At 75.3% G+C, this 20,930-nt stretch carries 19 protein-coding genes; 9 read left to right on the top strand and 10 right to left on the bottom strand.

Annotated features, from left to right (window positions below):
* The first annotated feature begins 2 nt into the window (after nt 1-2).
* Complete coding sequence (locus tag ACI797_RS24480) at nt 3-1,898, top strand: bifunctional metallophosphatase/5'-nucleotidase (protein ID WP_456862306.1); 1,896 nt, start codon at nt 3-5, stop codon at nt 1,896-1,898.
* Between the two features lie 48 nt (nt 1,899-1,946).
* On the top strand, nt 1,947-2,981 hold the full coding sequence (locus tag ACI797_RS24475) for a methionine synthase (protein ID WP_456862305.1): 1,035 nt from the start codon (nt 1,947-1,949) through the stop codon (nt 2,979-2,981).
* A gap of 1 nt (nt 2,982) precedes the next feature.
* On the opposite strand, the gene ACI797_RS24470 is transcribed toward ACI797_RS24475, so the two are convergent.
* Nucleotides 2,983-3,384 carry a hypothetical protein gene (locus ACI797_RS24470; RefSeq protein ID WP_456862304.1) on the bottom strand — a complete coding sequence of 134 codons (402 nt, stop codon included), beginning with the start codon at nt 3,382-3,384 and terminating at the stop codon, nt 2,983-2,985.
* Nucleotides 3,385-3,438: 54 nt separating this feature from the next.
* On the opposite strand from ACI797_RS24470, the gene ligA reads away from it, so the two are divergent.
* On the top strand, nt 3,439-5,586 hold the full coding sequence (ligA, locus tag ACI797_RS24465) for an NAD-dependent DNA ligase LigA (RefSeq protein WP_456862302.1): 2,148 nt from the start codon (nt 3,439-3,441) through the stop codon (nt 5,584-5,586).
* Between the two features lie 5 nt (nt 5,587-5,591).
* Here ligA and ACI797_RS24460 read toward each other — a convergent pair whose 3' ends face one another.
* From ACI797_RS24460 to ACI797_RS24440, 5 genes are all read right to left on the bottom strand, one after another.
* Nucleotides 5,592-6,389, bottom strand: coding sequence for an alpha/beta fold hydrolase (locus tag ACI797_RS24460; protein WP_456862301.1), 798 nt, complete (start codon nt 6,387-6,389; stop codon nt 5,592-5,594).
* A 79-nt stretch (nt 6,390-6,468) separates the two neighbouring features.
* A complete protein-coding gene (locus ACI797_RS24455; protein WP_456862299.1) occupies nt 6,469-6,663 on the bottom strand; it encodes a hypothetical protein in 195 nt (64 codons plus the stop codon).
* Between the two features lie 63 nt (nt 6,664-6,726).
* Nucleotides 6,727-8,139, bottom strand: a complete 1,413-nt coding sequence (locus tag ACI797_RS24450) for an FAD-dependent oxidoreductase (RefSeq protein ID WP_456862297.1) — start codon at nt 8,137-8,139, stop codon at nt 6,727-6,729.
* Between the two features lie 74 nt (nt 8,140-8,213).
* Entirely contained in the window at nt 8,214-10,268 is a 2,055-nt protein-coding gene (locus ACI797_RS24445) for an AAA family ATPase (protein WP_456862295.1), read from the bottom strand.
* Nucleotides 10,269-10,367: 99 nt separating this feature from the next.
* Nucleotides 10,368-11,033 carry an ACT domain-containing protein gene (locus ACI797_RS24440; protein WP_456862293.1) on the bottom strand — a complete coding sequence of 222 codons (666 nt, stop codon included), beginning with the start codon at nt 11,031-11,033 and terminating at the stop codon, nt 10,368-10,370.
* Nucleotides 11,034-11,218: 185 nt separating this feature from the next.
* Between ACI797_RS24440 and gatC the strand changes: the two genes are divergently transcribed.
* The 4 genes from gatC to gatB are packed head-to-tail and all read left to right on the top strand — an operon-like array spanning nt 11,219 to nt 14,725.
* Nucleotides 11,219-11,518 carry an Asp-tRNA(Asn)/Glu-tRNA(Gln) amidotransferase subunit GatC gene (gene gatC, locus ACI797_RS24435; protein ID WP_456539948.1) on the top strand — a complete coding sequence of 100 codons (300 nt, stop codon included), beginning with the start codon at nt 11,219-11,221 and terminating at the stop codon, nt 11,516-11,518.
* Nucleotides 11,515-13,050 (top strand): Asp-tRNA(Asn)/Glu-tRNA(Gln) amidotransferase subunit GatA, encoded by a 1,536-nt coding sequence (gene gatA, locus ACI797_RS24430; RefSeq protein ID WP_456862291.1) that lies wholly within the window; start codon nt 11,515-11,517, stop codon nt 13,048-13,050. Before gatC ends, gatA begins: the two co-directional genes overlap by 4 nt.
* Nucleotides 13,047-13,220: a hypothetical protein gene (locus tag ACI797_RS24425; protein ID WP_456862289.1), complete on the top strand. Its 174-nt coding sequence runs from the start codon at nt 13,047-13,049 to the stop codon at nt 13,218-13,220. The genes gatA and ACI797_RS24425 overlap by 4 nt, the downstream gene beginning before the upstream one ends.
* On the top strand, nt 13,217-14,725 hold the full coding sequence (gene gatB / locus ACI797_RS24420) for an Asp-tRNA(Asn)/Glu-tRNA(Gln) amidotransferase subunit GatB (RefSeq protein WP_456862287.1): 1,509 nt from the start codon (nt 13,217-13,219) through the stop codon (nt 14,723-14,725). The genes ACI797_RS24425 and gatB overlap by 4 nt, the downstream gene beginning before the upstream one ends.
* A gap of 59 nt (nt 14,726-14,784) precedes the next feature.
* On the opposite strand, the gene ACI797_RS24415 is transcribed toward gatB, so the two are convergent.
* The 3 genes from ACI797_RS24415 to ACI797_RS24405 are packed head-to-tail and all read right to left on the bottom strand — an operon-like array spanning nt 14,785 to nt 17,641.
* Nucleotides 14,785-15,951, bottom strand: coding sequence for a PQQ-dependent sugar dehydrogenase (locus tag ACI797_RS24415; protein ID WP_456862285.1), 1,167 nt, complete (start codon nt 15,949-15,951; stop codon nt 14,785-14,787).
* A 5-nt stretch (nt 15,952-15,956) separates the two neighbouring features.
* Complete coding sequence (locus ACI797_RS24410) at nt 15,957-17,162, bottom strand: cation:proton antiporter (RefSeq protein WP_456862283.1); 1,206 nt, start codon at nt 17,160-17,162, stop codon at nt 15,957-15,959.
* On the bottom strand, nt 17,159-17,641 hold the full coding sequence (locus tag ACI797_RS24405; protein ID WP_456539954.1) for a cation:proton antiporter regulatory subunit: 483 nt from the start codon (nt 17,639-17,641) through the stop codon (nt 17,159-17,161). The genes ACI797_RS24410 and ACI797_RS24405 overlap by 4 nt, the downstream gene beginning before the upstream one ends.
* A 62-nt stretch (nt 17,642-17,703) precedes the next feature.
* Here ACI797_RS24405 and ACI797_RS24400 point away from each other — a divergent pair, with 62 nt between their 5' ends.
* Nucleotides 17,704-18,663 (top strand): 2-hydroxyacid dehydrogenase, encoded by a 960-nt coding sequence (locus ACI797_RS24400; protein WP_456862281.1) that lies wholly within the window; start codon nt 17,704-17,706, stop codon nt 18,661-18,663.
* Here ACI797_RS24400 and ACI797_RS24395 read toward each other — a convergent pair.
* Nucleotides 18,657-19,028 (bottom strand): PH domain-containing protein, encoded by a 372-nt coding sequence (locus tag ACI797_RS24395; RefSeq protein WP_456539956.1) that lies wholly within the window; start codon nt 19,026-19,028, stop codon nt 18,657-18,659. The genes ACI797_RS24400 and ACI797_RS24395 overlap by 7 nt on opposite strands.
* 63 nt (nt 19,029-19,091) lie before the next feature.
* On the opposite strand from ACI797_RS24395, the gene ilvD reads away from it, so the two are divergent.
* The gene (ilvD, locus tag ACI797_RS24390) at nt 19,092-20,804 is read left to right on the top strand and encodes a dihydroxy-acid dehydratase (RefSeq protein WP_456862278.1); all 1,713 of its coding nucleotides are present in this window, start codon (nt 19,092-19,094) and stop codon (nt 20,802-20,804) included.
* The last annotated feature ends 126 nt before the right edge of the window (nt 20,805-20,930 follow it).

The following is a 20,930-nucleotide window of genomic DNA, read 5'->3' as shown; positions in this document are numbered from 1 at the left end:
ACTTGCCCCGATTCCGACCGACCCTGGTGGTCACCGCACTGGCGGCGTCCGTCGCGGTGGGCACCCCCCTGACCGCCTCCGCCGCACCGGGCAACGGCGCCGGCGGGGTGCCGGTCCAGCTGATCGCCATGAACGACTTCCACGGCCGGATCAGCCCGCAGACCGGCGGGGACGGCAGCTTGGTCACCGCGCCGGGACCGGACGGCGCCTACGGCACCGCCGACGACGTGTCGGAGCAGGTGGGCGGCGCCGCCAACGTCGCGACGACGCTCGGCGACCTCCGGCAGGGCTTCGGCGGCCCGAAGCACAACTCCTTCTTCGTGGGTGCCGGCGACCTGGTCAGCGCCTCGCCGTTCAACTCCAGCGCGTTCAAGGACGAGCCGACCATCGAGGTGCTCAACGCCCTCGGGTTGGACTTCTCCGCCGTGGGCAACCACGAGTTCGACCGCGGCCAGGAGGAGCTGTACCGCATCTCCGGCGCGACCGACGGGCAGTTCTCCGACGACGTCACCGCCTGCGAGGGCGTGACCCCGGAGGTCGACGGCTGCTACGCCGACAGCACCGGCCAGCCGTTCGCCGGCGCCGAGTTCCCGTACCTGGCGGCCAACGTGACCGACGACGCGACCGGCGAGCCGGTCCTGCCGCCGTACGAGATCGTGCAGACCACCGGCAACAGGGAGATCGGCCTCATCGGTGTCGTCACGGACGACACCCCCAACATCGTCGCCGCCGCGGGGATCGAGGGGCTGACCTTCGGCGACGAGGCGGCCGCGATCAACCACTACGCCGGGGAACTCCGGGAGCAGGGCGTCGAGGCCATCGTCGTCATGGTCCACGAGGGCGGCACCCAGGGCACCGGCGGCGGCTTCGACCGCTGCGTCGGCGACATGGCCGGGACGCCGATCGGCGCCATCAACGCCGACGTCTCCGCGGCGGTCGACGTGATCATCAGCGCGCACACCCACGTGCCCTACGACTGCACGCTGCCCGACCCGGACGGCCAGCCGCGGCTGGTGACCCAGGCCGGCTTCTACGGCAAGGCGCTGACCGACATCCAGTTCCGGCTCGGCAGCGACGGCGACGTCGTCCGGAGCACCGCGACCGCCACCAACGTCCCGGTGCGGCGGACCTCGCCGGACCCGGACGTCCAGCGGATCGTCTCGTACTGGGAGGCACGCGCCGCCGAGGCGGGGAACGTCCCGGTCGGCACCCAGACGGCGGACCTCGACCGGGCCCACCGCGCCGGTAGCCCCGTGCGCGACAGCGAGTCCAGCCTCGGCAACCTGGTCGCCGACGCCCAGCTGGCGGCCTTCCCCGACGCCGAGGTGGCCTTCATGAACCCCGGCGGCCTGCGGGCGGACATCAACTGCGCGTCGTCCGGGCCGGGTGACCCGGCCGGGACCATCACCTACGCCGAGACGTTCGCGGTGCAGCCGTTCAGCAACACGGTGAACACCGTGCAGCTGACCGGGGCGGCGATCGAGCAGGTGCTCGAGCAGCAGTGGGGAACCCGCAGCGGCTCGCCCAGCTTCCTGCAGCTGTCGGTGGCCGGGCTCACGTACGAGTTCGACCCGATCCCGGCTTCCGCGGGTGCCGCGGACCGGATCGACCCGGCGAGCATCCTGGTCGACGGTGTCCGGCTGAACCCGACCGCCACCTACACGGTGGTCGCCAACTCGTTCCTGATCGCCGGCGGGGACGCATTCCCCGCCTTCGTGAGCGGCCGCGTCCCCGGTGCCGAGGTGGTCACCGGACCGAACGACGTCGACGCCTTCAACGCCTACCTGGCCGCGCAGCCCGGACCGGTGGCGCCGCCGGCGCTCGACCGGGCCGTGTCGACCGACCCGGCGCAGGCGTGGGACGACGACCGCTCGGGCGCCGGCCCCTGCACCGTCTGACCGGGGAACCGCCGGGACCACGGCGGTGGCTGGGCTACCGTCGCCGTCGTGGTCCCGTCGTCCGAACCCGCACCGCACGACGCGCATGACGAGCCGAGGCCGGCCCCCGCACCCTGGGGGCCGGCCTCCGGCGTCGGGTCCCTCCCCGGCGCCGACCCGCACGAGGCGGTGCGGCTGGTGCTGGGGGAGCTGCCGGAGTTCCCGCACCTGCCGGAGCTGCCCGGCCGCGGACCCGGCGCCGACCTGGTCGGCCGCAGCGCCGCGCTGCTCGTCGACGTCGCCGTGGACCTGACCCCGGCCGGCTGGCGGCTGGTGCCGCGACCCGGGGTCGACCTGCGCCGGGCGCACGACCTGCTCGAGCGCGACCTCGACGCGCTCACCGAGGTCGCCGACGGCTACGCCGGGCCGCTGAAGGTGCAGGCCGCCGGACCGTGGACGCTCGCCGCCGGGCTGGAGCGCGAGCGCGGCGAGCGGGCGGTCGTCGACCGCGGCGCCCGCCGCGACCTCGCCCAGTCGCTCACCGAGGGGCTCGCCGCGCACGTCGCCGAGGTGGCCGCCCGGGTGCCCGGGGCCCGGGTCGTCGTCCAGCTGGACGAGCCGTCGGTGCCCGCCGTGATCGAGGGCGCGCTGCCGACCGCGAGCGGCTACGGGAGGCTCGCCGCGGTCGAGGCCAACGTCGTCCAGGACGAGCTCGCGGCCGTCGTCGACGCGCTGACCGGCCCGGTCGTCGTGCACTGCTGCACGGCCCGGGCACCGCTCGGCCTGTTCCGCGCCGCCGGCGCCGCCGGGGTCTCCTTCGACTCCGGCCTCGTGCAGGACCTCGACGCCGTCGGTGAAGCGGTCGAGGCGGGCACCCACCTGCTCGTCGGCGTCGTCCCCGGGACCGACGGCCCGCTCGGCGCGCCCAGGGCGACCGCCTCCCGCCTGCAGGGGCTCTGGCGCGAGCTCGGCTTCCCGGCCGAGCAGCTGCACACCGCCGTGACCCTGACCCCGTCGTGCGGCCTGGCCGGTGCGACGCCGGCCTACGCCCGCGCGGCCATGGCCCACGTCCGCGAGGCGGCGAAGTACCTCCAACCCGGATAGCTCAGCGCAGCCCGCCGACGACGGCGACCGCCGTGCCGTCCCTCGGGCACACCCACCGCGCGGCGCCGTCCCGGACGACGGCCTGCAACGGGTGGGTCGTCGGGTGGTGGGGGCACCGCGGCCAGTTCGTGGCGGTGGTGCCGTGCAGCTCGTCGAACGCCCACTCCTGCACCTGATCGGCCACGTGCGCGAGCTGCTCGTGCCGTGCGGCACCCAGCTGGACGCTGACACCCGCGCCGTGGCCGCCGTCCGGGCTCCACAGCATCGCGCTCGCCGTGCCGGGTTCACCGGCCCAGCCGTCGTCGACCACGCGCGGGACCGGCGCCCCGGTCGCGGTCAGGTCGCGGACGACGGGGACGAGGGCGCGGGCCAGCTCCACGTGCACGACCGCCATGGTGACCACCACGGCAGGGTGAATGCGGGTTCGCCGTCGTACCCGGCGGATACGGTTCGGTTCGTGAGCACCGAGGCTGAGGTCGACGTCCCGCAGGTGGTGGCCGCGGAGGACCGCGAGGACCTCACGCAGGTCCCCGACGACGCGCGCACGAGGCACCGGGACCTCTCCGAGCTGCTCGACAGGTACGCGTTCGCCTACTACGTCCGCGACGAGCCGCTGGTCAGCGACGGCCAGTACGACGAGCTCATGGGCGAGCTCAAGACCATCGAATCCGCCCACCCGGCCCTGGTCACGCCGGACTCGCCGAGCCAGAAGGTCAACGGCGGCTTCACCGCGACGTTCGCCCCGGTCCAGCACCTGGAGCGGATGCAGAGCCTGGACAACGCCTTCAGCAGCGACGAGCTCTCCGCCTGGGCCGCCCGGGTCGAGCGCGAGGTCGGCACCGGCGCCCGCTACCTGTGCGAGCTGAAGATCGACGGGCTCGCCGTCGCCCTGCTCTACGAGCGCGGCCGGCTGGTCCGCGCGGCGACCCGCGGCGACGGCACCACCGGCGAGGACGTCACCGCCAACGTCCGCACCATGCAGGACGTCCCGCAGGAGCTCACCGGCGACGACCTGCCCGAGCGGCTCGAGGTGCGCGGCGAGATCTACTTCCCGGTCGAGGCGTTCGCCGACCTCAACGCCTCGATGGTCGAGCAGGGCAAGGCGCCGTTCGCCAACCCGCGCAACGCCGCCGCCGGCTCGCTGCGGCAGAAGGACCCGCGGGTCACCGCCTCGCGGCGGCTGCGGCTGATCGTGCACGGCCTCGGCGCCCACGACGGGTGGCAGCCGGAGAACCAGTCCGACGCCTACGTCCGCCTGCGCGCGCTCGGCCTGCCCACCAGCGACCGCTACGAGGTGGTCGACGACCTCGAGGGCGTGTGGGCCTACATCGAGCGCTACCGCGAGCACCGGCACTCGGTCGAGCACGAGATCGACGGCGTCGTCGTCAAGGTCGACCAGGTAGCGCTGCAGCGCCGGCTGGGCTCCACCTCGCGCGCGCCGCGCTGGGCGATCGCGTTCAAGTACCCGCCGGAGGAGGCGACGACCAAGCTCCTCGACATCCGGGTCAACGTCGGCCGCACCGGCCGGGTGACGCCGTTCGCCTTCATGGAGCCGGTCAAGGTCGCCGGCTCCACGGTGCAGCTGGCCACCCTGCACAACGCCAGCGAGGTCAAGCGCAAGGGCGTGCTCATCGGCGACACCGTCGTCATCCGCAAGGCGGGTGACGTCATCCCGGAGGTCCTCGGCCCGGTGGTGGCGGCGCGCACCGGCGACGAGCGCGAGTTCGAGATGCCGACGCACTGCCCCGAGTGCGGCACCGAGCTGCGGCCGGAGAAGGAGGGCGACGCCGACATCCGCTGCCCCAACGCCCGCTCCTGCCCGGCCCAGCTGCGGGAGCGCGTCTTCCACGTCGCCGGCCGCGGCGCCTTCGACATCGAGAACCTGGGCTACGAGGCGGCCATCGCGCTGCTGCAGAGCGGCCTGCTCCAGGACGAGGGCGACCTGTTCTTCCTCGACGCCGGGAAGCTCGAGCAGTCGGAGTTCTTCACCAAGAAGGACGGCACCCTCTCGGCCAACGGGCAGAAGCTGCTGGCCAACCTGCAGACCCGCAAGGACGTCCCGCTCTGGCGGGTGCTGGTCGGCCTCTCCATCCGGCACGTCGGGCCGACCGCGGCCCAGGCGCTGGCCCGCGACTTCCGCTCCCTCGACCGGATCGCCGAGGCGAGCGAGGAGGAGCTGGCCGCCGCCGACGGCGTCGGCCCGACCATCGCGAGGTCGATCCGCGACTGGTTCGCCGTCGACTGGCACCGCGAGGTCGTGGACAGGTGGCGGGCGGCCGGCGTGCGCATGGCCGACGAGGGGGAGGCGGCCGGTCCGGGCCCGCTCACCGGCGTCACCGTCGTCGTCACGGGCTCGCTGCGCGACTACAGCCGCGACCAGGCCACCGCGGCGATCCAGGAGCGCGGCGGCAAGGTGACCGGCTCGGTGAGCAAGAAGACCGGCTTTGTCGTGGTGGGGGCCGACCCGGGCAGCAAGTACGACAAGGCCGTGCAGGTCAAGGTGCCGGTCCTGGACGACGACGGCTTCCGGGTGCTGCTGGAGCAGGGCCTGGACGCCGCCCGCGAGGTGGCGACCACCGGCGACGGCGGCGAGTCGGCGGAGTAGCCGGCTCAGCCCCCGGCCACCCCGGCGAGGAACGCCCGGACCTCGCGGTCGAACGCGGCGGCCGCCTCGACGTTGCACACGTGCCCCGTCCCCGGCAGGACGACCAGCCGCGATCCGCGGATCGCGGCGTGCAGGGCGTCGGCCACGGCCCGCGGCGCCCGCACGTCCGACCCGCCGTGGACGAGCAGGGTGGGGACGTCGATCCGCGGCAGGACGTCGCTCAGGTCCTCGGCCGACGCGCGGGCCATGGCCCGGAACCCGACCGGGTGGAACGCCTGCATGGCGGCCGCGAAGGCCGACACGTCCGCCTCCGGCGTCGTCGGCGAGAACATGCTGGGCAGCAGCGTCGCCACGAGCTGCTCGGCCGGGAGCTCGGAGAGCGCCAGGGCCTGCTGGAGGCGGGCCGTGGCGACGTCGTCCGGCAGGGATCCGCGCCAGCCCGCGTACGCGGAGGCGAGCACGAGCGAGCGGGGGAGGCCGGGGTGCCGCCCGGCCACCGCGATCGCGAGCGCCCCGCCGAACGACAGGCCGGCCACGTGCGGGTGGTCGAGCCCCAGCCGGTCGACGAAGCCGGCGAGGCAGTCGGCGTAGCCGGCCATCCCGAAGTGCTCCGGCGGGTCCGCGGAGGCCCCGGCGCCCGGCGCGTCCCAGGCGACGACGGTGAACCGGTCGCAGAGGTCCTCGAGCTGGTGCCGCCAGGTGGTCGGGCCGTCGCCCACGTAGCCGTGCAGCAGGACGAGCGTCGGTCCGGTCCCGGCGCGCTCGTAGGCGACCCGCACTCCGTCGACCGTGACCGTGTCCACGACGCCTCCCGGGACGCAGGCTGCGCGCTGCCTCCATGCTGCCGTCGCGCCCGTCGGCGGGCCAGCCCCGGTGGGCCGGTCAGGTGCGCGCGACCCACTCCCGCAGGGTCTTGGCCACGTAGACCACGGAGAGGACGACGAAGGTGGCGCCGATCGCCGCCTTGACCTGGTCCTCGGTGAAGGGCGTGTTGCGGGCCACCACCGGTCCGGCGGCGTCGGCGACCTTCGCCCGCCACCCCTGCAGGCCGGCCCGGCCGAGCTCCAGAGCTGTCATGACAGCGCCCTACCCGGCCGGGTGCGCACCGACGCCGTGGCGCCGCCCCGCACCCCTCCCGGCTCAGGCGCCGACGGCGGCGAGCACCTCGGCCCGGCTGGGACCCGGGAGCGGGTAGCGCGGCGCGTCCGCACCCAGCGCGCGGATCCTGGCGACGACGGCCGGATCGGCCAGGACCTGCGCCGCCGGCTCCACCAGCAGCGCCAGCCGCGCGAAGAGCCGACGCGCATCCGGGTCCACCAGGGCCGCCGCCGTCAGCGCCTTGCCCACCACCCAGCCGGGGTCGTCCGTCTCGTACGGGCGCCCGCTCATCTCGCCGGCCAGCTCGGCCAGGCGGTGCCGGTCGAACGCCAGGGTGGCGCGGTACAGCGGCTCGACGGTCGCGGCCGTCACGTCGTCCACCCGCCGCACGACCTTGTCGGCGTCGGCCAGGTCCACCTCGCGCAGCACCTGCTGCACGGCCCGCGCGTGGACGGCACCGATCGAGGTGCCCCGGCCCAGGGCGGGGTTGGTCCGCGCCCACGCGTCGCCGACCAGGACCAGGCCGGTGACGACCGGCTCGCCGTCGACCACCAGCCGCCGGTGCTGGTCCTCCAGCCCGGCCATGACGTCGACGCCGGTGAACGGCTCGCCCCGGGTCCAGTGCGCCGCCAGCGGGCACCGGGCCAGCGCCGCGGACCAGGCGCGGGGGTCGCGCAGGGCGCGCAGCGCGTGGTCGGCCGAACTGGTCACGATCCCGACGGACCACGTCCCGTTGTCGGCGGGCAGCGTGACGAGGGTGAACGGGGCGTAGTGCTGCAGCAGCGGCGCCATCGCGACCGGCAGCCCGTCGCCGGCCGACCGGAAGTGCCGGCTGTAGTAGACGAAGCCGGAGTCCTCGCGCTCCTCCGCGGGCGGCCGGGCGCCGATCGCGGCCAGCCAGTCGGCCACCCGTGCCCGGCGCCCCCGGCAGTCGATGACGAGGTCGGCCGCGATCCGCTCGCCGCCGGCAGTGCGCACCCCGGCGACGTGCGGCACGCCCGGGGCCGTCGGCGTCCCGGTGGTGAAGCCGGTGACGGCGACCCCGCGCCGCACGTCCAGCCCCGGCGTGCGCGCCGCCACGCCGGCCAGCACCGCCTCGAGCACCGGCCGCCGGGCGGTGACCGTCTCGAACCGGTCGTCGTCCGGCCGGATCGGACCCCGCACCTGCTCCGGTGCCGCGGTGATCACGTTCAGCCGCAGCCCGCCGGCCGCGACGAGGTCGTCGAGCACCTCCGGCAGGGTCTCCTGCAGCTCGACGCGCCAGCGCGACAGCATGAAGTGCAGCTGCCGGAACTGGCCGACGCCCGGCCGGTCCCACCCCTCCCAGGCCCGCTCCGGCGCCGGCGGGGCGGCCGGGTCCCGCTCCAGGACCGTCACGCGGTGCCCGTCGCGGGCCAGCAGCATCGCCGTCGTCAGGCCGTTCATCCCGGCACCGAGGACCGTGATCGTCGCCATCTCTCGCTCCCTCCTCCGATCCGTGCCGGGGAGGGTGGCGCGACCAGGTGCTCGCTTCCCAGGTCAGTCGGTGCTCACCCGGTGCTCACCCCGCCGCGGCCGTCGGGGAGCGCGGCCTCGCCGATCTCGACCGCCCAGAGCAGCGCGACGAGGTCGTCCAGCGCCGCGGCCAGGTGCCGCCGGTAGGTGCTGAACGGCAGGCCGAGGACCTCCGCGGCGGCCTCCTGGGTCCCGGCCGGCCGGAGGAAGGTGCGGTCGAGCACCCGGCACCGACCGCCGCCGCGCGGCTGCTGGGCCAGGACGGCCACCGCGCGCCGGACGGAGGACCGCAGGGCGGCCGGGTCCGGGCCGGTGGGGCCCCGGGCGACCCGGGAGCCCATGAGGGGGTTGGCGGCCAGCCGGTCGTCCCGGTGGAGGTCGCGCAGCGCCGAGCGCACCGCCGCGCCGAAGGCCTCGCGGCCCAGCGGCGCGGGCCGGAGGAGGGAGTCCGGTGGCGGGCCGGTCACGCCGGTCCGTTCCCGGTCGTTCATCAGGTCCATCCACGCGTCCGGCGGGAGCCGGCGCCAGTCGTTGCCGTAGAGGACGTGCCCGCGTCCGCCGACCGTTACCTCGCCGACGGGGAGGAAGGCGAGGTACTCGAAGAACGGCCCCCAGAACTCCGGGTCGGTGGTGCCGGTGAACGACCAGGCGAGAGGCCGGCTGAGCCAGGTCGTCAGCGCGGCCACCGAGGACACGAGGACGGCGTACGGATCGCGCTCGAACTCCTGCGCGCCCCCCATGAAGCGGGTGAGGTGCACCTGCTCGCCGGGCCGCAGCGGTGAGGTCCGGTCGACGTGCGCGAGCGCCGCCCGCACCACCGGGTCCCGCTGCTCCAGCGCCGACCCCGTGGGGAGCACCAGGCCGAGCACGAACGCGGCGACCGCGCCCTCGCGGCGCACCACCTGCAGCCCCTCGGGCGCCTCGCCCAGCCACTCGCGGGCCAGGTCGGCGTGCGCCGGGCCGAGGAACCGCTGGACCATCGCCAGCACGGCGGCGCGGTCCGCCGGGCCGGCGGGGACGACGGCCGTCGAGCCGCCGCTGCGCAGCTGCCAGAAGGTGCTGGTCAGCGGGCTGTGGCGGTGCAGGTAGAGCAGTTGCTCCGCCGCGTGCTGCCGGTCGGCGCCGGCGGCCGAGCGGATCTCGCCGACGACGCGGTCGTGGACGATCCGGTGCAGCCTCCGCTGCCGCTCGGGGGAGCGCCGTTCCAGCTCGGCGGTGAGCACGTCCCGGGCGAGGTCGTGCAGCACCAGCCCGCGGGGGCCGCACGACACGAAGGGCTGGCGGGCCAGCCAGTCCCACACCTCCGGCGCCCGCTCGCCCACCGTCTCGGCGAGCAGGTCCTCGGTGGTCGACCACGCCACCGTGCAGGTGGCCAGCCCGACGGCGTGGGCCTCCGCGGGCACCTGGCTGACCACGACCTCGAGCAGGGCCGACACCAGGTCCGGCGCGGCGGCCAGCTCGCCCGGCAGCGGTCCCTCGGCGACGGCGTCGGCGAGCATGGCCAGCGCCAGCGGGTGCCCGCGGCTGAGCGCGACGAGGCCGCCGTGCCGCTCGGCGGGCACGCCGCACCGGGTCAGGAACTCCGCGCTCTCCCGCTCCGTCAGGCAGTCCAGGCGCAGCACCGCACCCAGCTCCCGCCACCCGGGCAGCCGCCGCCAGGCCGGGTCCGGTGAGTCCCGGCCGGCGAGGACGGCCAGCCCGTCGCCGGGGAGGTCCGGCAGCAGCTCCCGGCGGATCCACCGGTCGGCCGGCGTCAGCTGCTCGTAGTGGTCGACGAACAGCGCGAGCCCGGGCAGCTCCTCCAGCCGCGGCGGACCGCTGCGCAGCGCCCGTGCCAGCGCCGCGCGCACGCCCTCGGGGGAGGGGTCCACCTCCCGGCCGTCGACCAGCACCGCCGGCCGCCCCGCGGCGAGCGCGCGGACGCGGAACTCGTCGAGCAGGGTCGACTTGCCGATCCCGCCCTCACCGTGGACCAGGAAGATCCGCTGCGGCGCGCGTCCGCTGAGCGCGTCGGTGAAGCGGGCGAGCTCCGCCTGGCGGCCGACGAAGGTGCGCCGGCCGGCCGCGTCGAGCACCTCTCCGAGACGCATCGCCGGCATCCGTCCGGTCGGGTCGGTGGACGTGTCGATGACACCGCATCGCCGACGGGATGGCTAGCCGTTCACGGCCCCCCGGAGGAGGTCCTCCGGCTACGCCGGGGGCAGGTGCGCCACCGTGCCGGCGATGCCGGTCAGGTGGGCCAGGCGCAGCAGCTCCGAGCGGCGGAACGCCGGGCCGCCGGACCGGCCGAGCACCACCGCCTGCTGGGCGCCGAGGGGGGCGGCCATCATCTCGATGGCCATCTCCCGCCACCGCTCCGGCAGCCACTCCTCCTCGCTGGGCAGCAGCCGCGGCGTCGACAGCGGCATCCACGGCAGCGGGAGCGCGTCGAAGGCGGGCGCGGCCTCCGACGCGGCGAGCACCTCGCAGGAGTCCGGCGCGCTGCCGGACACCACCACCGCCCAGCCGCTGTGGAACACCCGCGGCAGCTCGGCGGCCAGCAGCTTCTCGGCGGTTCCCTCGGCCGCCCGTCCCAGCGCGTCGAGCAGCTCCAGCTCGCGGTGCGTGTCCAGCGGTCCGGCGAACGGGCGCAGCGACTCCACCCGCACGCCCGGCACGGCCTGCGCCGCGGTGATCAGGCTGTCGGGCAGCCGCCCCTGCGGCAGCTCCACCACCACGTCGTCGACGGCGAGCCCGCCGGCCCGCTCCAGCACGTCGAGGGAGACGATGTCGGCGCCCGCCTCGCCCAGCGCCGTGGCCACGGCGCCCAGGATGCCGGGCCGGTCGGGGACCACCAGGCGCAGGAGATAGGACACGGTTCCTCCGGGGCTCGGGCGGGTGAGGCGCTGGGAACGCGGGCCATCTCCGTCGATCGCCGGTACCGAAGCTTCCCGCATCCCCGGCCCGGGGTCGAGCACACCCCCGCCACGTACAGTGGCGGGGTTGCATCCGAAGGTCTGCTGCGGCGCGCGAGGCGCCGCCGGAACGGAGTCCACACCCCGTGACCAAGCTCTCCCGGGACGAGGTCGCGCACCTGGCGCGCCTGGCCCGCCTGGCCGTCACCGACGAGGAGCTGGACGTCTTCGCCGGTCAGCTCGACGTCATCCTGGACGCCGTCGCCCGGGTCGGCGAGGCGGCGGCCGAGGACGTCGCCCCGACCACGCACGCGGTGCCGATGACCAACGTGATGCGCCCCGACGTCGTCACCCCCTGCCTGCCCCGCGACGTCGTCCTGGCCGGTGCTCCCGCCGCCGAGGACGGCCGGTTCCGGGTGCCGCGCATCCTGGGGGAGGAGGCGTGACCGCGCCCGTGGTGAGCGACCTGGTCCGGGCCGACGTCGCCGAGCTGAGCCGGCTGCTCTCCTCCGGCGAGGTGAGCGCGGTCGAGGTGACCTCGGCCTACCTCGACCGGATCGAGGCCGAGGACGGGCGCATCGGCGCCTACCTCTTCGTCGACCGCGAGGCCGCCGTGGCGCGGGCCCGCGAGATCGACGCGGCCCGGTCCGCCGGCACCGAGCTCGGCCCGCTGGCCGGCGTGCCGCTGGCCCTCAAGGACGTGTTCGTCACCGACGGCGTGCCCTCCACCAGCGGCTCCCGGATCCTCGAGGGCTGGCGCCCGCCCTACGACGCCACCGTCGCCGCCCGGCTCAAGGCCACCGGTTCGGTGCTGCTGGGCAAGACCAACATGGACGAGTTCGCCATGGGCTCGTCGACCGAGAACTCCGCCTACGGCGCGACCCGCAACCCGTGGGACCTCGAGCGGGTGCCCGGCGGCTCGTCGGGCGGCTCGTCGGCCGCGGTCGCCGGGTTCCTCGCCCCCTGGGCCCTCGGCACCGACACCGGAGGCTCGATCCGCCAGCCCGCCGCCGTCACCGGCCTGGTGGGGCACAAGCCCACCTACGGCTCGGTCTCCCGGTACGGGCTGATCGCGTTCTCCTCGAGCCTCGACCAGGCCGGGCCGATGACCCGCACCGTGCTCGACGCGGCGCTGCTGCACGAGGCGATCAGCGGGCACGACCCGCACGACTCCACCAGCATCGACGCGCCGCTGCCGCCGCTGGCCGAGTGCGCCCGGCGGGGCGCCGTCGGCGACCTGTCCGGCCTGCGCGTCGGCGTCGTCCGCGAGCTCGGCGGGGAGGGGCACACCGACGGCTACGAGCCCGGGGTGCTGGCCCGCGCGACCGAGGCGGTGGCGCTGCTCGAGAGCATGGGCGCCGAGGTCCGCGAGGTCTCCTGCCCCGCCTTCGACCTCGCGCTGCCCGCCTACTACCTGATCGCGCCGAGCGAGGCGTCGTCCAACCTGGCCCGCTTCGACGGCGTCCGGTACGGGCTGCGGGTGGGCGACGACGGCTCCAACGACCTCGACACCGTGATGGCGCTGACCCGCGAGCAGGGGTTCGGCCCCGAGGTGAAGCGGCGGATCATCCTCGGCACGTACGCGCTGTCCAGCGGGTACTACGAGGCGTACTACGGGCAGGCGCAGAAGGTCCGGACGCTGATCAGCCGCGACTTCAGCGCCGCCTTCGACCAGGTCGACGTCCTGGTCAGCCCGACCACGCCGACCGTCGCGTTCCCCCTGGGTGCGCGGGTCGACGACCCGCTGGCCATGTACGCCGCCGACCTGTGCACGCTGCCGGCCAGCCTGGCCGGGCTGCCGGCGATCTCGGTGCCGTGCGGGCTGGCCGACGGGCTGCCGGTCGGCTTCCAGGTCATGGCGCCGGCGCTGGCCGACGACCGCTGCTACAGGGTCGCCGCCGCGCTGGAGGCCGCGCAGGACGCCGCCCGCGGGCGCCGGCTGCTCGACGAGCTGGCCGACCGGGGGGCGGGCGCGTGAACGGCCCGCTCAAGGCCGCCTGGGGGCTGACCGCCTTCGTCGTCCTGGCCGGGCTGGTGCTCTGGCTGGTCACCGGCCGGGCCGTCTTCGCCGTCTTCATCGTCCTGGGCCTGCTCACCGGCGCCGGCGCCTGGGTGTCCGGCCGTTCGACCAAGAAGGAGACCCCGTGACGACGACGACCGGGGAACGGCTGGTGGACTTCGACGAGCTGCTCACCCGCTACGAGCCGGTGATCGGGCTGGAGACGCACGTCGAGCTCGGCACCGCCTCGAAGATGTTCTGCGGCTGCGCGACCACGTTCGGCGCGGAGCCGAACACCCAGACCTGCCCGATCTGCCTCGGGCTGCCCGGCTCGCTGCCGGTGGCCAACGCGGCGGCGATCGAGTCGACGATCCGCATCGGGCTGGCGCTGGGCTGCCGGATCGCCACGTGGTGCCGCTTCGCCCGGAAGAACTACTTCTACCCGGACATCCCCAAGGGCTTCCAGACCAGCCAGTACGACGAGCCGCTGTGCACCGCCGGGCACCTCGACGTCGAGGTCGACGGCGAGACCTACCGGGTCGAGATCGAGCGGGTGCACCTCGAGGAGGACACCGGCAAGAACCTGCACGTGGGCGGGGCGACCGGGCGCATCCACGGTGCCGACCACTCGCTCATCGACTACAACCGGGCCGGCATCCCCCTGGTGGAGATCGTCACCCGCCCGATCCCGGGGGCCGGGGCCAGGGCGCCGGAGGTGGCCCGCGCCTACGTCACCGAGCTGCGCAACATCCTCCTGGCGCTGGGCGTCTCCGAGGTGCGCATGGAGCAGGGCAACCTGCGTTCCGACGTCAACACCTCGCTGGCGCCGATCGGCAGCCTCGACTGGGGCACGCGCACCGAGACCAAGAACGTGAACTCGCTGCGGTCGGTGGAGCGCGCCGTCCGGTACGAGATGCGCCGCCAGGCCGGCGTCCTCGACGCCGGCGGGCGGGTGCTGCAGGAGACCCGGCACTTCCACGAGGAGACCGGCACGACGTCGCCGGGCCGGAGCAAGGAGGAGGCGACCGACTACCGGTACTTCCCCGAGCCCGACCTCGTGCCCCTCGCGCCCGATCCGGAGTGGGTCGAGAAGCTGACCGCCGAGCTGCCGGAGCTGCCCGCCGCGCGCCGCGCCCGCCTCCGCGAGGAGTGGGGTGTCTCGGCGACGGAGATGGCCTGGCTGGTCAACGCCGGCGCCGTCGACGTGGTGGCCGACACGGTCGCCGCCGGGGCCACGCCGGCCGACGCCCGCAAGTGGTGGCTGGGCGAGCTGGCCCGCCGCGCCAACGACGCCGGCGTCGAGCTCACCGAGCTGCCGATCACCCCGCAGCAGGTCGCGGAGCTCACCGGCCTGGTGGCCGCCGGCACCGTCAACGACCAGCTCGCCCGGCAGGCGCTCGACGGCGTGCTGGCCGGAGAGGGCGACCCGGGCGCGGTCGTCGAGGCCCGCGGGCTGGCCGTGCTGGGGGAGTCCGACGAGCTGGTCGCCGCGGTGGAGGCGGCCATCGCCGGGGCGCCCGACGTGGTGGAGAAGGTGCGCGGCGGCAAGGTGCAGGCGCTCGGCGCGCTGGTCGGGCAGGTCATGAAGGCCACCCGCGGCAAGGCCGACGCCCCGACGGTGAAGCGCATGCTCGAGGAGCGCGTCCTCGGCTGACGGCCCCCTGCAGGGGCCGCCGCGAGCTCGCGAGTGGCGGGGGGCAGGGGGTCCTTCGACTACAGCGGGCTGTCGCCGCCGCTCGTCGGCGGGATGATGCGCAGCACCTTGTCGTCGCCGTCGCGGGGGGTGCCGACTCCGTCGCGGTTGGACGTCGTAATCCACAGCCCGCCCTGCGAGTCCAGGACGACGGTGCGCAGCCGGCCGTAGGTGCCGGCGAGGAACTCCTCCGGGTCGTCGACGACGGCGCCGTTCTCGTCGAGGGTGGCGATGCTGACCTTCTCGCCCTCGAGCATGCCCAGGAACACCGTCGAGCCGGCGATCGAGCACCCGCCCGGCCCGGCCTCGGCGGTCGCGAACGACGTCACCGGATCGGCGGTGTCGGGCGCCTCGGTGGGCCAGCCGTAGTCGCGGCCGAAGGCGATCGCGTTCAGCTCGTCGGGCCCCGCGGCCGGGTCGTCGGTGGCGAAGACGGTGTCGTCGGCGCCGAGGCACAGCGCGGTCACGTTGGCCAGCCCGCGCGCGTGCACCGGGTCGGAGCCGATCGGCTGGCCGAAGACGTCGATGTGCAGCACCTTGCCGGCCCAGGTCTGCGGGTCCTGCGCCAGCGCCGCGTCCCCGGTGTCACCGGTGCCCACGTAGAGGGTGCCGTCGGAGCCGAACAGCAGGGCCCCGCCGTTGTGCGTCGCGCCGCGCGGGATGCCCGCCAGCACCGGGTTGGGCGTGCCGCCGATCGGGAAGCGGACGACGCGGTTGTCGGTGGGCGTCGTGACGTAGGCGTAGAGCAGGCCGTCCTCGGCGAACGTCGGGCTCAGCGCCAGGCCGAGCAGGCCGCCGTCCCCGCTGGTGTCGATGCCCGAGACGGTCATCAGCTCACGGGCCGGTGAGCGGTCGGGGAAGACCTGCAGCAGCCGGCCGGTCTCCCGCTCGCCGACGATCGCCGTGCCGTCGGGGAGCACCACCAGGCCGGTGGGCACGTCCAGGTCACTGGCGACCACGTTGGGGTCACCGGCCTGCTGGCCCGAGCCGGGGTCGGCCGGCTGGCCGGGGGCGGGCGGCGGAGCCGACTCGGTGGGCGGCCCGACCTGGGGAGGCGCCCCCTCGGGCAGCGGCCGCCAGGGCCCGTCCTGCTGGTAGCCCTCGTCGCCGCAGGCGGCCAGCGCACCGGTGAGGACGACGGTGGCGGCCAGCAGCCGGACGGCGCGGCCCGCCGAGCGTCCCCTCACACGAGTCACAGTACGTGCGGCCGGGACGGCGCGGCGGTTCCCCGAGCCGCCGGCGCCGCGCGCAGCGCCAGGCGGCGGGCGAACGGATCGGCGAGACGGGGTGCCAGCGGTCCGACCACGGCCAGGATCAGGACGTAGGCGGCGACGGTGGGGGCGAACTCGGGGTGCACCGTGCTGCCGACCAGCCCGGCGATGATGATCGAGAACTCGCCGCGGGCGACCAGCGCCGCGCCGGCGCGCAGCCGGCCGGCCGGGCCGACCCCGCCGCGGCGGCCGGCCACCCAGCCGGTGGCGACCTTGGTGGCGATGCCGACGACGGCCAGGGCGGCCGCCGGCAGCAGCACCCCCGGCAGCTGCGAGGGGTCGGTGGACAGCCCGAAGAAGACGAAGAAGACGGCGGCGAACAGGTCGCGCAGCGGGCCGACCAGCCCGCGGATCTGCTCGGCGACCTCGCCGGAGAGCGCGATGCCCAGCAGGAACGCCCCGACCGCGGCCGACACGTGCACGGCCTCGGCCGCGCCGGCCACCAGCAGCGCCAGGCCGACCACCCGCAGGATGAGCACGTCGTCGGAGCGGGCGCCGACGAAGCGGGTGACGCCCTCGCCCCAGCGCAGCGCCACCACCAGGACGACGGCCAGCGTGGTGACGGCGACCAGGATCGACACCGTCGCCGCCGTCATGGACGACGCCGCGACGATCGCGGTGAGCAGCGGCAGGTAGGCCGCCATGGCGAGGTCCTCGAGCACCAGGACGCCGAGCACCGCCGGCGTCTCGCGGTTGCTCAGCCGGCCGAGGTCGGTGAGGACCTTCGAGATGATCCCGGAGGAGCTGATGGCCGTGACCCCGGCCATGGCCAGCGCAGCCACCGGTCCCCAGCCGAGCAACAGCGCCAGCGCCGCGCCCGGCAGGCCGTTGACCAGCAGGTCGAACGCGCCCACCGGCGCCTGCGTGCGCAGGCTGTGGCGCAGCTCGTCGGGGGTGTACTCCAGGCCGAGCACGAGCAGCAGCAGGACGACGCCGATCTCGGCGCCGACGTCGAAGAAGTTCTCCGGCGCCTGCAGCGGCAGCAGCCCGCCCGTGCCGAACGCCAGCCCGGCGAGCAGGTACAGCGGGATCGGCGAGAGCCCCGTCCGCCCGGCCAGCCGGCCGATCACACCCAGCCCGAAGAGGACCGCCCCGATCTCGAGGAGGAGCTGAGCGGTCTCGTTCAAGGGGCGGAGAGCAGACCGCGGACGGCGTCGACCCCGGCCTGGGTGCCGACCACCACGAGCCGGTCGTCGGCCTGGAACCGGAAGTCGGGGGTGGGGGAGGCGACCATCTCGTCGCCGCGCAGGACGGCGACCACCGAGGCGCCGGTGCGGGTCCGGATGGCCGTGTCGCCGAGGGTGGCGCCGACGTAGCGGGAGCCTGGCTCGATGGGGATGCCCTCGGTGGCCAGCGCCTCGACCTGGTCGCGCAGCCGCGCCAGCCGCTCGGTGACCCGGGGCGCGCCCAGCAGCTCGGCCAGCACCTCGGCCTCGTCCGGGGTGAGGTCGATGGCGTCGGAGCAGGCGTCCGGGTCGAAGCGGTCGTAGACCGCGACCTGCCGGGCCCCGTTGCGCTGGGAGAGGACGCCGATCCGGCGGCCCTGGGCGGTGACGAAGTCGTGCCGCAGCCCGATCCCCGGTAGCCGCGTCTCCTCGATCTCCACGGACCCTCCTTCTCCGGGGCCCAGACTAGGTGCGCCGCGGGCGAGCACTAGCTTCGGCGGTCGTGCCCCACGCGATCACCGGCGCCGACGTCGTCGGCCCCGACGAGACCCTGCACGTGCTCGTCCCCTCCACGGCGCTGGTCCGCGCCGCCGAGGCGCTCTCCCCGCGGGTGCGCGCGCACCGGTTCGACCCGGCCGACGGCGTCCCGACCGGGGAGGCCACCCGGGCCCAGGTCGTCGTCCCGCGGGGTGGCGGCACACCGCTGTCCGCCGAGCTGCTGGCCGCGCTCCCGCACCTGCGGCTGGTCCAGCTGATGAGCGCGGGAGCGGAGCACGTGGTGGGCCGGCTGCCCGAGGGTGTCGCGCTGTGCAACGCCCGCGGGGCGCACACCCCGTCGACCGCCGAGTGGGCGGTGACCGCCACCCTCGCCGCGCAGCGCGGCATCCCGCACTTCGTCCGCGAGCAGGAGGCGGGGCGCTGGTCGCCCGGCACGCACTCCTCGCTGGTCGGCGCGCGGGTGCTCGTCGTCGGCGCCGGCGACATCGGCCGCGCGATCGGCCGCATGATGGCCGGCTTCGACGTCGAGCTCACCTACGTGGCCCGCACCGCCCGCGACGGCGTCCGGTCGACCGAGGACCTGCCGCAGCTGCTGCCCGAGGCCGATGTCGTCGTCCTCATCGTGCCGGTCACCCCCGAGACGACCGGCATGGTCGACGCGGGGTTCCTGGCCGCGATGAAGGACGGCGCCCTGCTGGTCAACGCCGCGCGCGGAGTGGTCGTCGACACCGACGCGCTCCTCGCCGAGCTGCAGGCGGGCCGGCTGCGCGCGGCCCTCGACGTCACCGACCCCGAGCCCCTGCCCGCGGGCCACCCGCTGTGGACCGCGCCCGGGCTGCTGCTCACCCCGCACGTCGCGGGGGCGGTGCCGGGCACCAACGAGCGGGCCGCGGCGGCGGTCACCGACCAGCTGCGCCGGGTCCTCGACGGCCGGCCGCTGGAGAACGTCGTCGGCGCCTACTGAGGCTGGGGGATCCGGCCGCCGGAGAGCTCGGCGATCTTCGGCAGGTCGCGGATCCGCACCACCGGCAGGCGCACCTCGGTGCCCCCGGTGGTGACCAACCACAGGCTGCCGCGCTCGCCGAGCCGGACGGCGGAGAGCTCGCTCCACGGAACGGTGCGCGAGGCGACGGCGGAGCGGGCGGTGATGCCCTCGTCGCCGATGTCCACCCCGGCCCGGAGCACGTACGCGGCCGCGGCGAGGGGGAGGAGCAGGGCGAGCCAGCCCCAGGGGCTCGCCGCCGCGGCCAGGGGGAGGACGCAGATCAGCAGGACGACGACCGGCAGGTACGCCGTCCGGCCCAACCGGAAGCGCGCGGGGACAGCCACGAGGACCCATGGTCCCAGACGTGCCGACCGGTCCCGCGCCGCGCGGGCATAGCATCGCCGTCCGTGACCAGCGTCGAGGACCGCCCCACGGCCAGCCAGACCGCCGACCTCAAGCCGCGCAGCCGCGAGGTGACCGACGGCATCACCCGGGCTCCGCAGCGGGCGATGCTCCGGGCCGTCGGCATGGGCGACGACGACTGGGACAAGCCGCAGATCGGCGTCGCCTCGTCGTGGAACGAGATCACGCCGTGCAACCTCTCCCTGGACCGGCTGGCCAAGCGGGCCAAGGAGGGCGTGCACGCCGCGGGCGGCTACCCGCTGGAGTTCGGCACGATCTCCGTCTCCGACGGCATCTCGATGGGCCACGAGGGCATGCGCGCCTCGCTGGTGTCCCGCGAGGTCATCGCCGACTCGGTGGAGACCGTCATGTTCGCCGAGCGGCTCGACGGCTCGGTGCTGCTGGCCGGCTGCGACAAGTCGCTGCCGGGGATGCTCATGGCCGCCGCCCGCCTCGACCTCGCCAGCGTCTTCCTCTACTCGGGTTCGACCCTGCCCGGGCAGCTCGGCGACCGGGACAACCTGACGATCATCGACGTCTTCGAGGGGGTCGGCGCCTGCGCCCGCGGCCTGATCAGCCGCGAGGAGCTCGACGCGATCGAGAAGGCCGCCTGTCCCGGCCAGGGCTCCTGCGGCGGCATGTACACCGCCAACACGATGGCCAGCGTCGCCGAGGCGCTCGGCATGGCGCTGCCGGGTTCGGCCGCCCCGCCCGCCCCCGACAGCCGGCGCGACGCGTTCGCCGTCGCGTCGGGCGAGGCCGTGGTCAACCTGCTGCGCAAGGGCATCACCGCGCGCCAGATCATGACCAAGAAGGCGTTCGAGAACGCGATCACCGTGGTCATGGCGCTCGGCGGCTCCACCAACGCCGTCCTGCACCTGATGGCCATCGCGCACGAGGCGCAGGTCGACCTGACCCTCGAGGACTTCAACCGGATCGGCGACCGCACGCCGCACCTGGCCGACGTCAAGCCGTTCGGCCGCTTCGTGATGACCGACATCGACCGCGTCGGCGGCGTCCCGGTCGTGCTCCGCGCGCTGCTCGACGCCGGCCTGCTGCACGGCGACACGCTCACCGTGACCAGCAGGACGATGGCCGAGAACCTCGCCGAGATCGCGCCGCCGGACCTCGACGGCACGATCGTGCACGCGATGAACGACCCGATCCACAGGACCGGCGGGCTGACGATCCTCCGCGGGTCGCTGGCGCCGGAGGGTGCGGTCGTGAAGTCGGCCGGCTTCGACGCCGACGTCTTCGAGGGCACCGCCCGGGTGTTCGACGGCGAGCAGGGGGCGATGGACGCCGTCACCGACGGCACCCTCAGGCCCGGGGACGTCGTCGTCATCCGCTACGAGGGGCCCAAGGGCGGGCCGGGCATGCGCGAGATGCTCGCCGTCACCGGCGCGATCAAGGGCGCCGGCCTGGGCAAGGACGTCCTGCTGCTCACCGACGGCCGCTTCTCCGGTGGGACGACGGGGCTGTGCATCGGCCACGTGGCGCCGGAGGCCACCGACGGCGGGCCGATCGCCTTCGTCCGCGACGGCGACCGGGTCCGGCTGGACCTCACCACCCGCACGCTCGACCTGCTGGTGGACGACGAGGAGATCGCCCGCCGCCAGGAGGGCTGGGCCCCGCCGGCGCCGCGCTACACCACCGGCGTGCTGGCCAAGTACGCCAAGCTCGTCGGCTCCGCGGCCCGGGGCGCCATCTGCGGCTGAGAGGGTGTTGGGTAACTGATCCAGCGCCGTGGGTGATGGCGCGAGTTGATCGCCGACGACGTCGGTGTGGCATCACCGGGCTGGGCTGGGGGCGGTGAGGGTCCGGGTGGCATGTGTGTGTGCACC

It is taken from the genome of Geodermatophilus sp. SYSU D00691, assembly GCF_054050275.1.
The sequence above is the reverse complement of the archived record's forward strand: the minus strand, read 5'-3'. Positions and strand labels throughout refer to the sequence as shown.

Excerpts from the sequence above, each read along its gene's own strand:
- ACI797_RS24450 (WP_456862297.1), bottom strand. The coding sequence starts at position 8,139 with ATGGCGACGATCACGGTCCTCGGTGCCGGGATGAACGGCCTGACGACG.
- ACI797_RS24445 (WP_456862295.1), bottom strand. The coding sequence starts at position 10,268 with ATGCGTCTCGGAGAGGTGCTCGACGCGGCCGGCCGGCGCACCTTCGTC.
- ACI797_RS24455 (WP_456862299.1), bottom strand. The coding sequence starts at position 6,663 with ATGACAGCTCTGGAGCTCGGCCGGGCCGGCCTGCAGGGGTGGCGGGCG.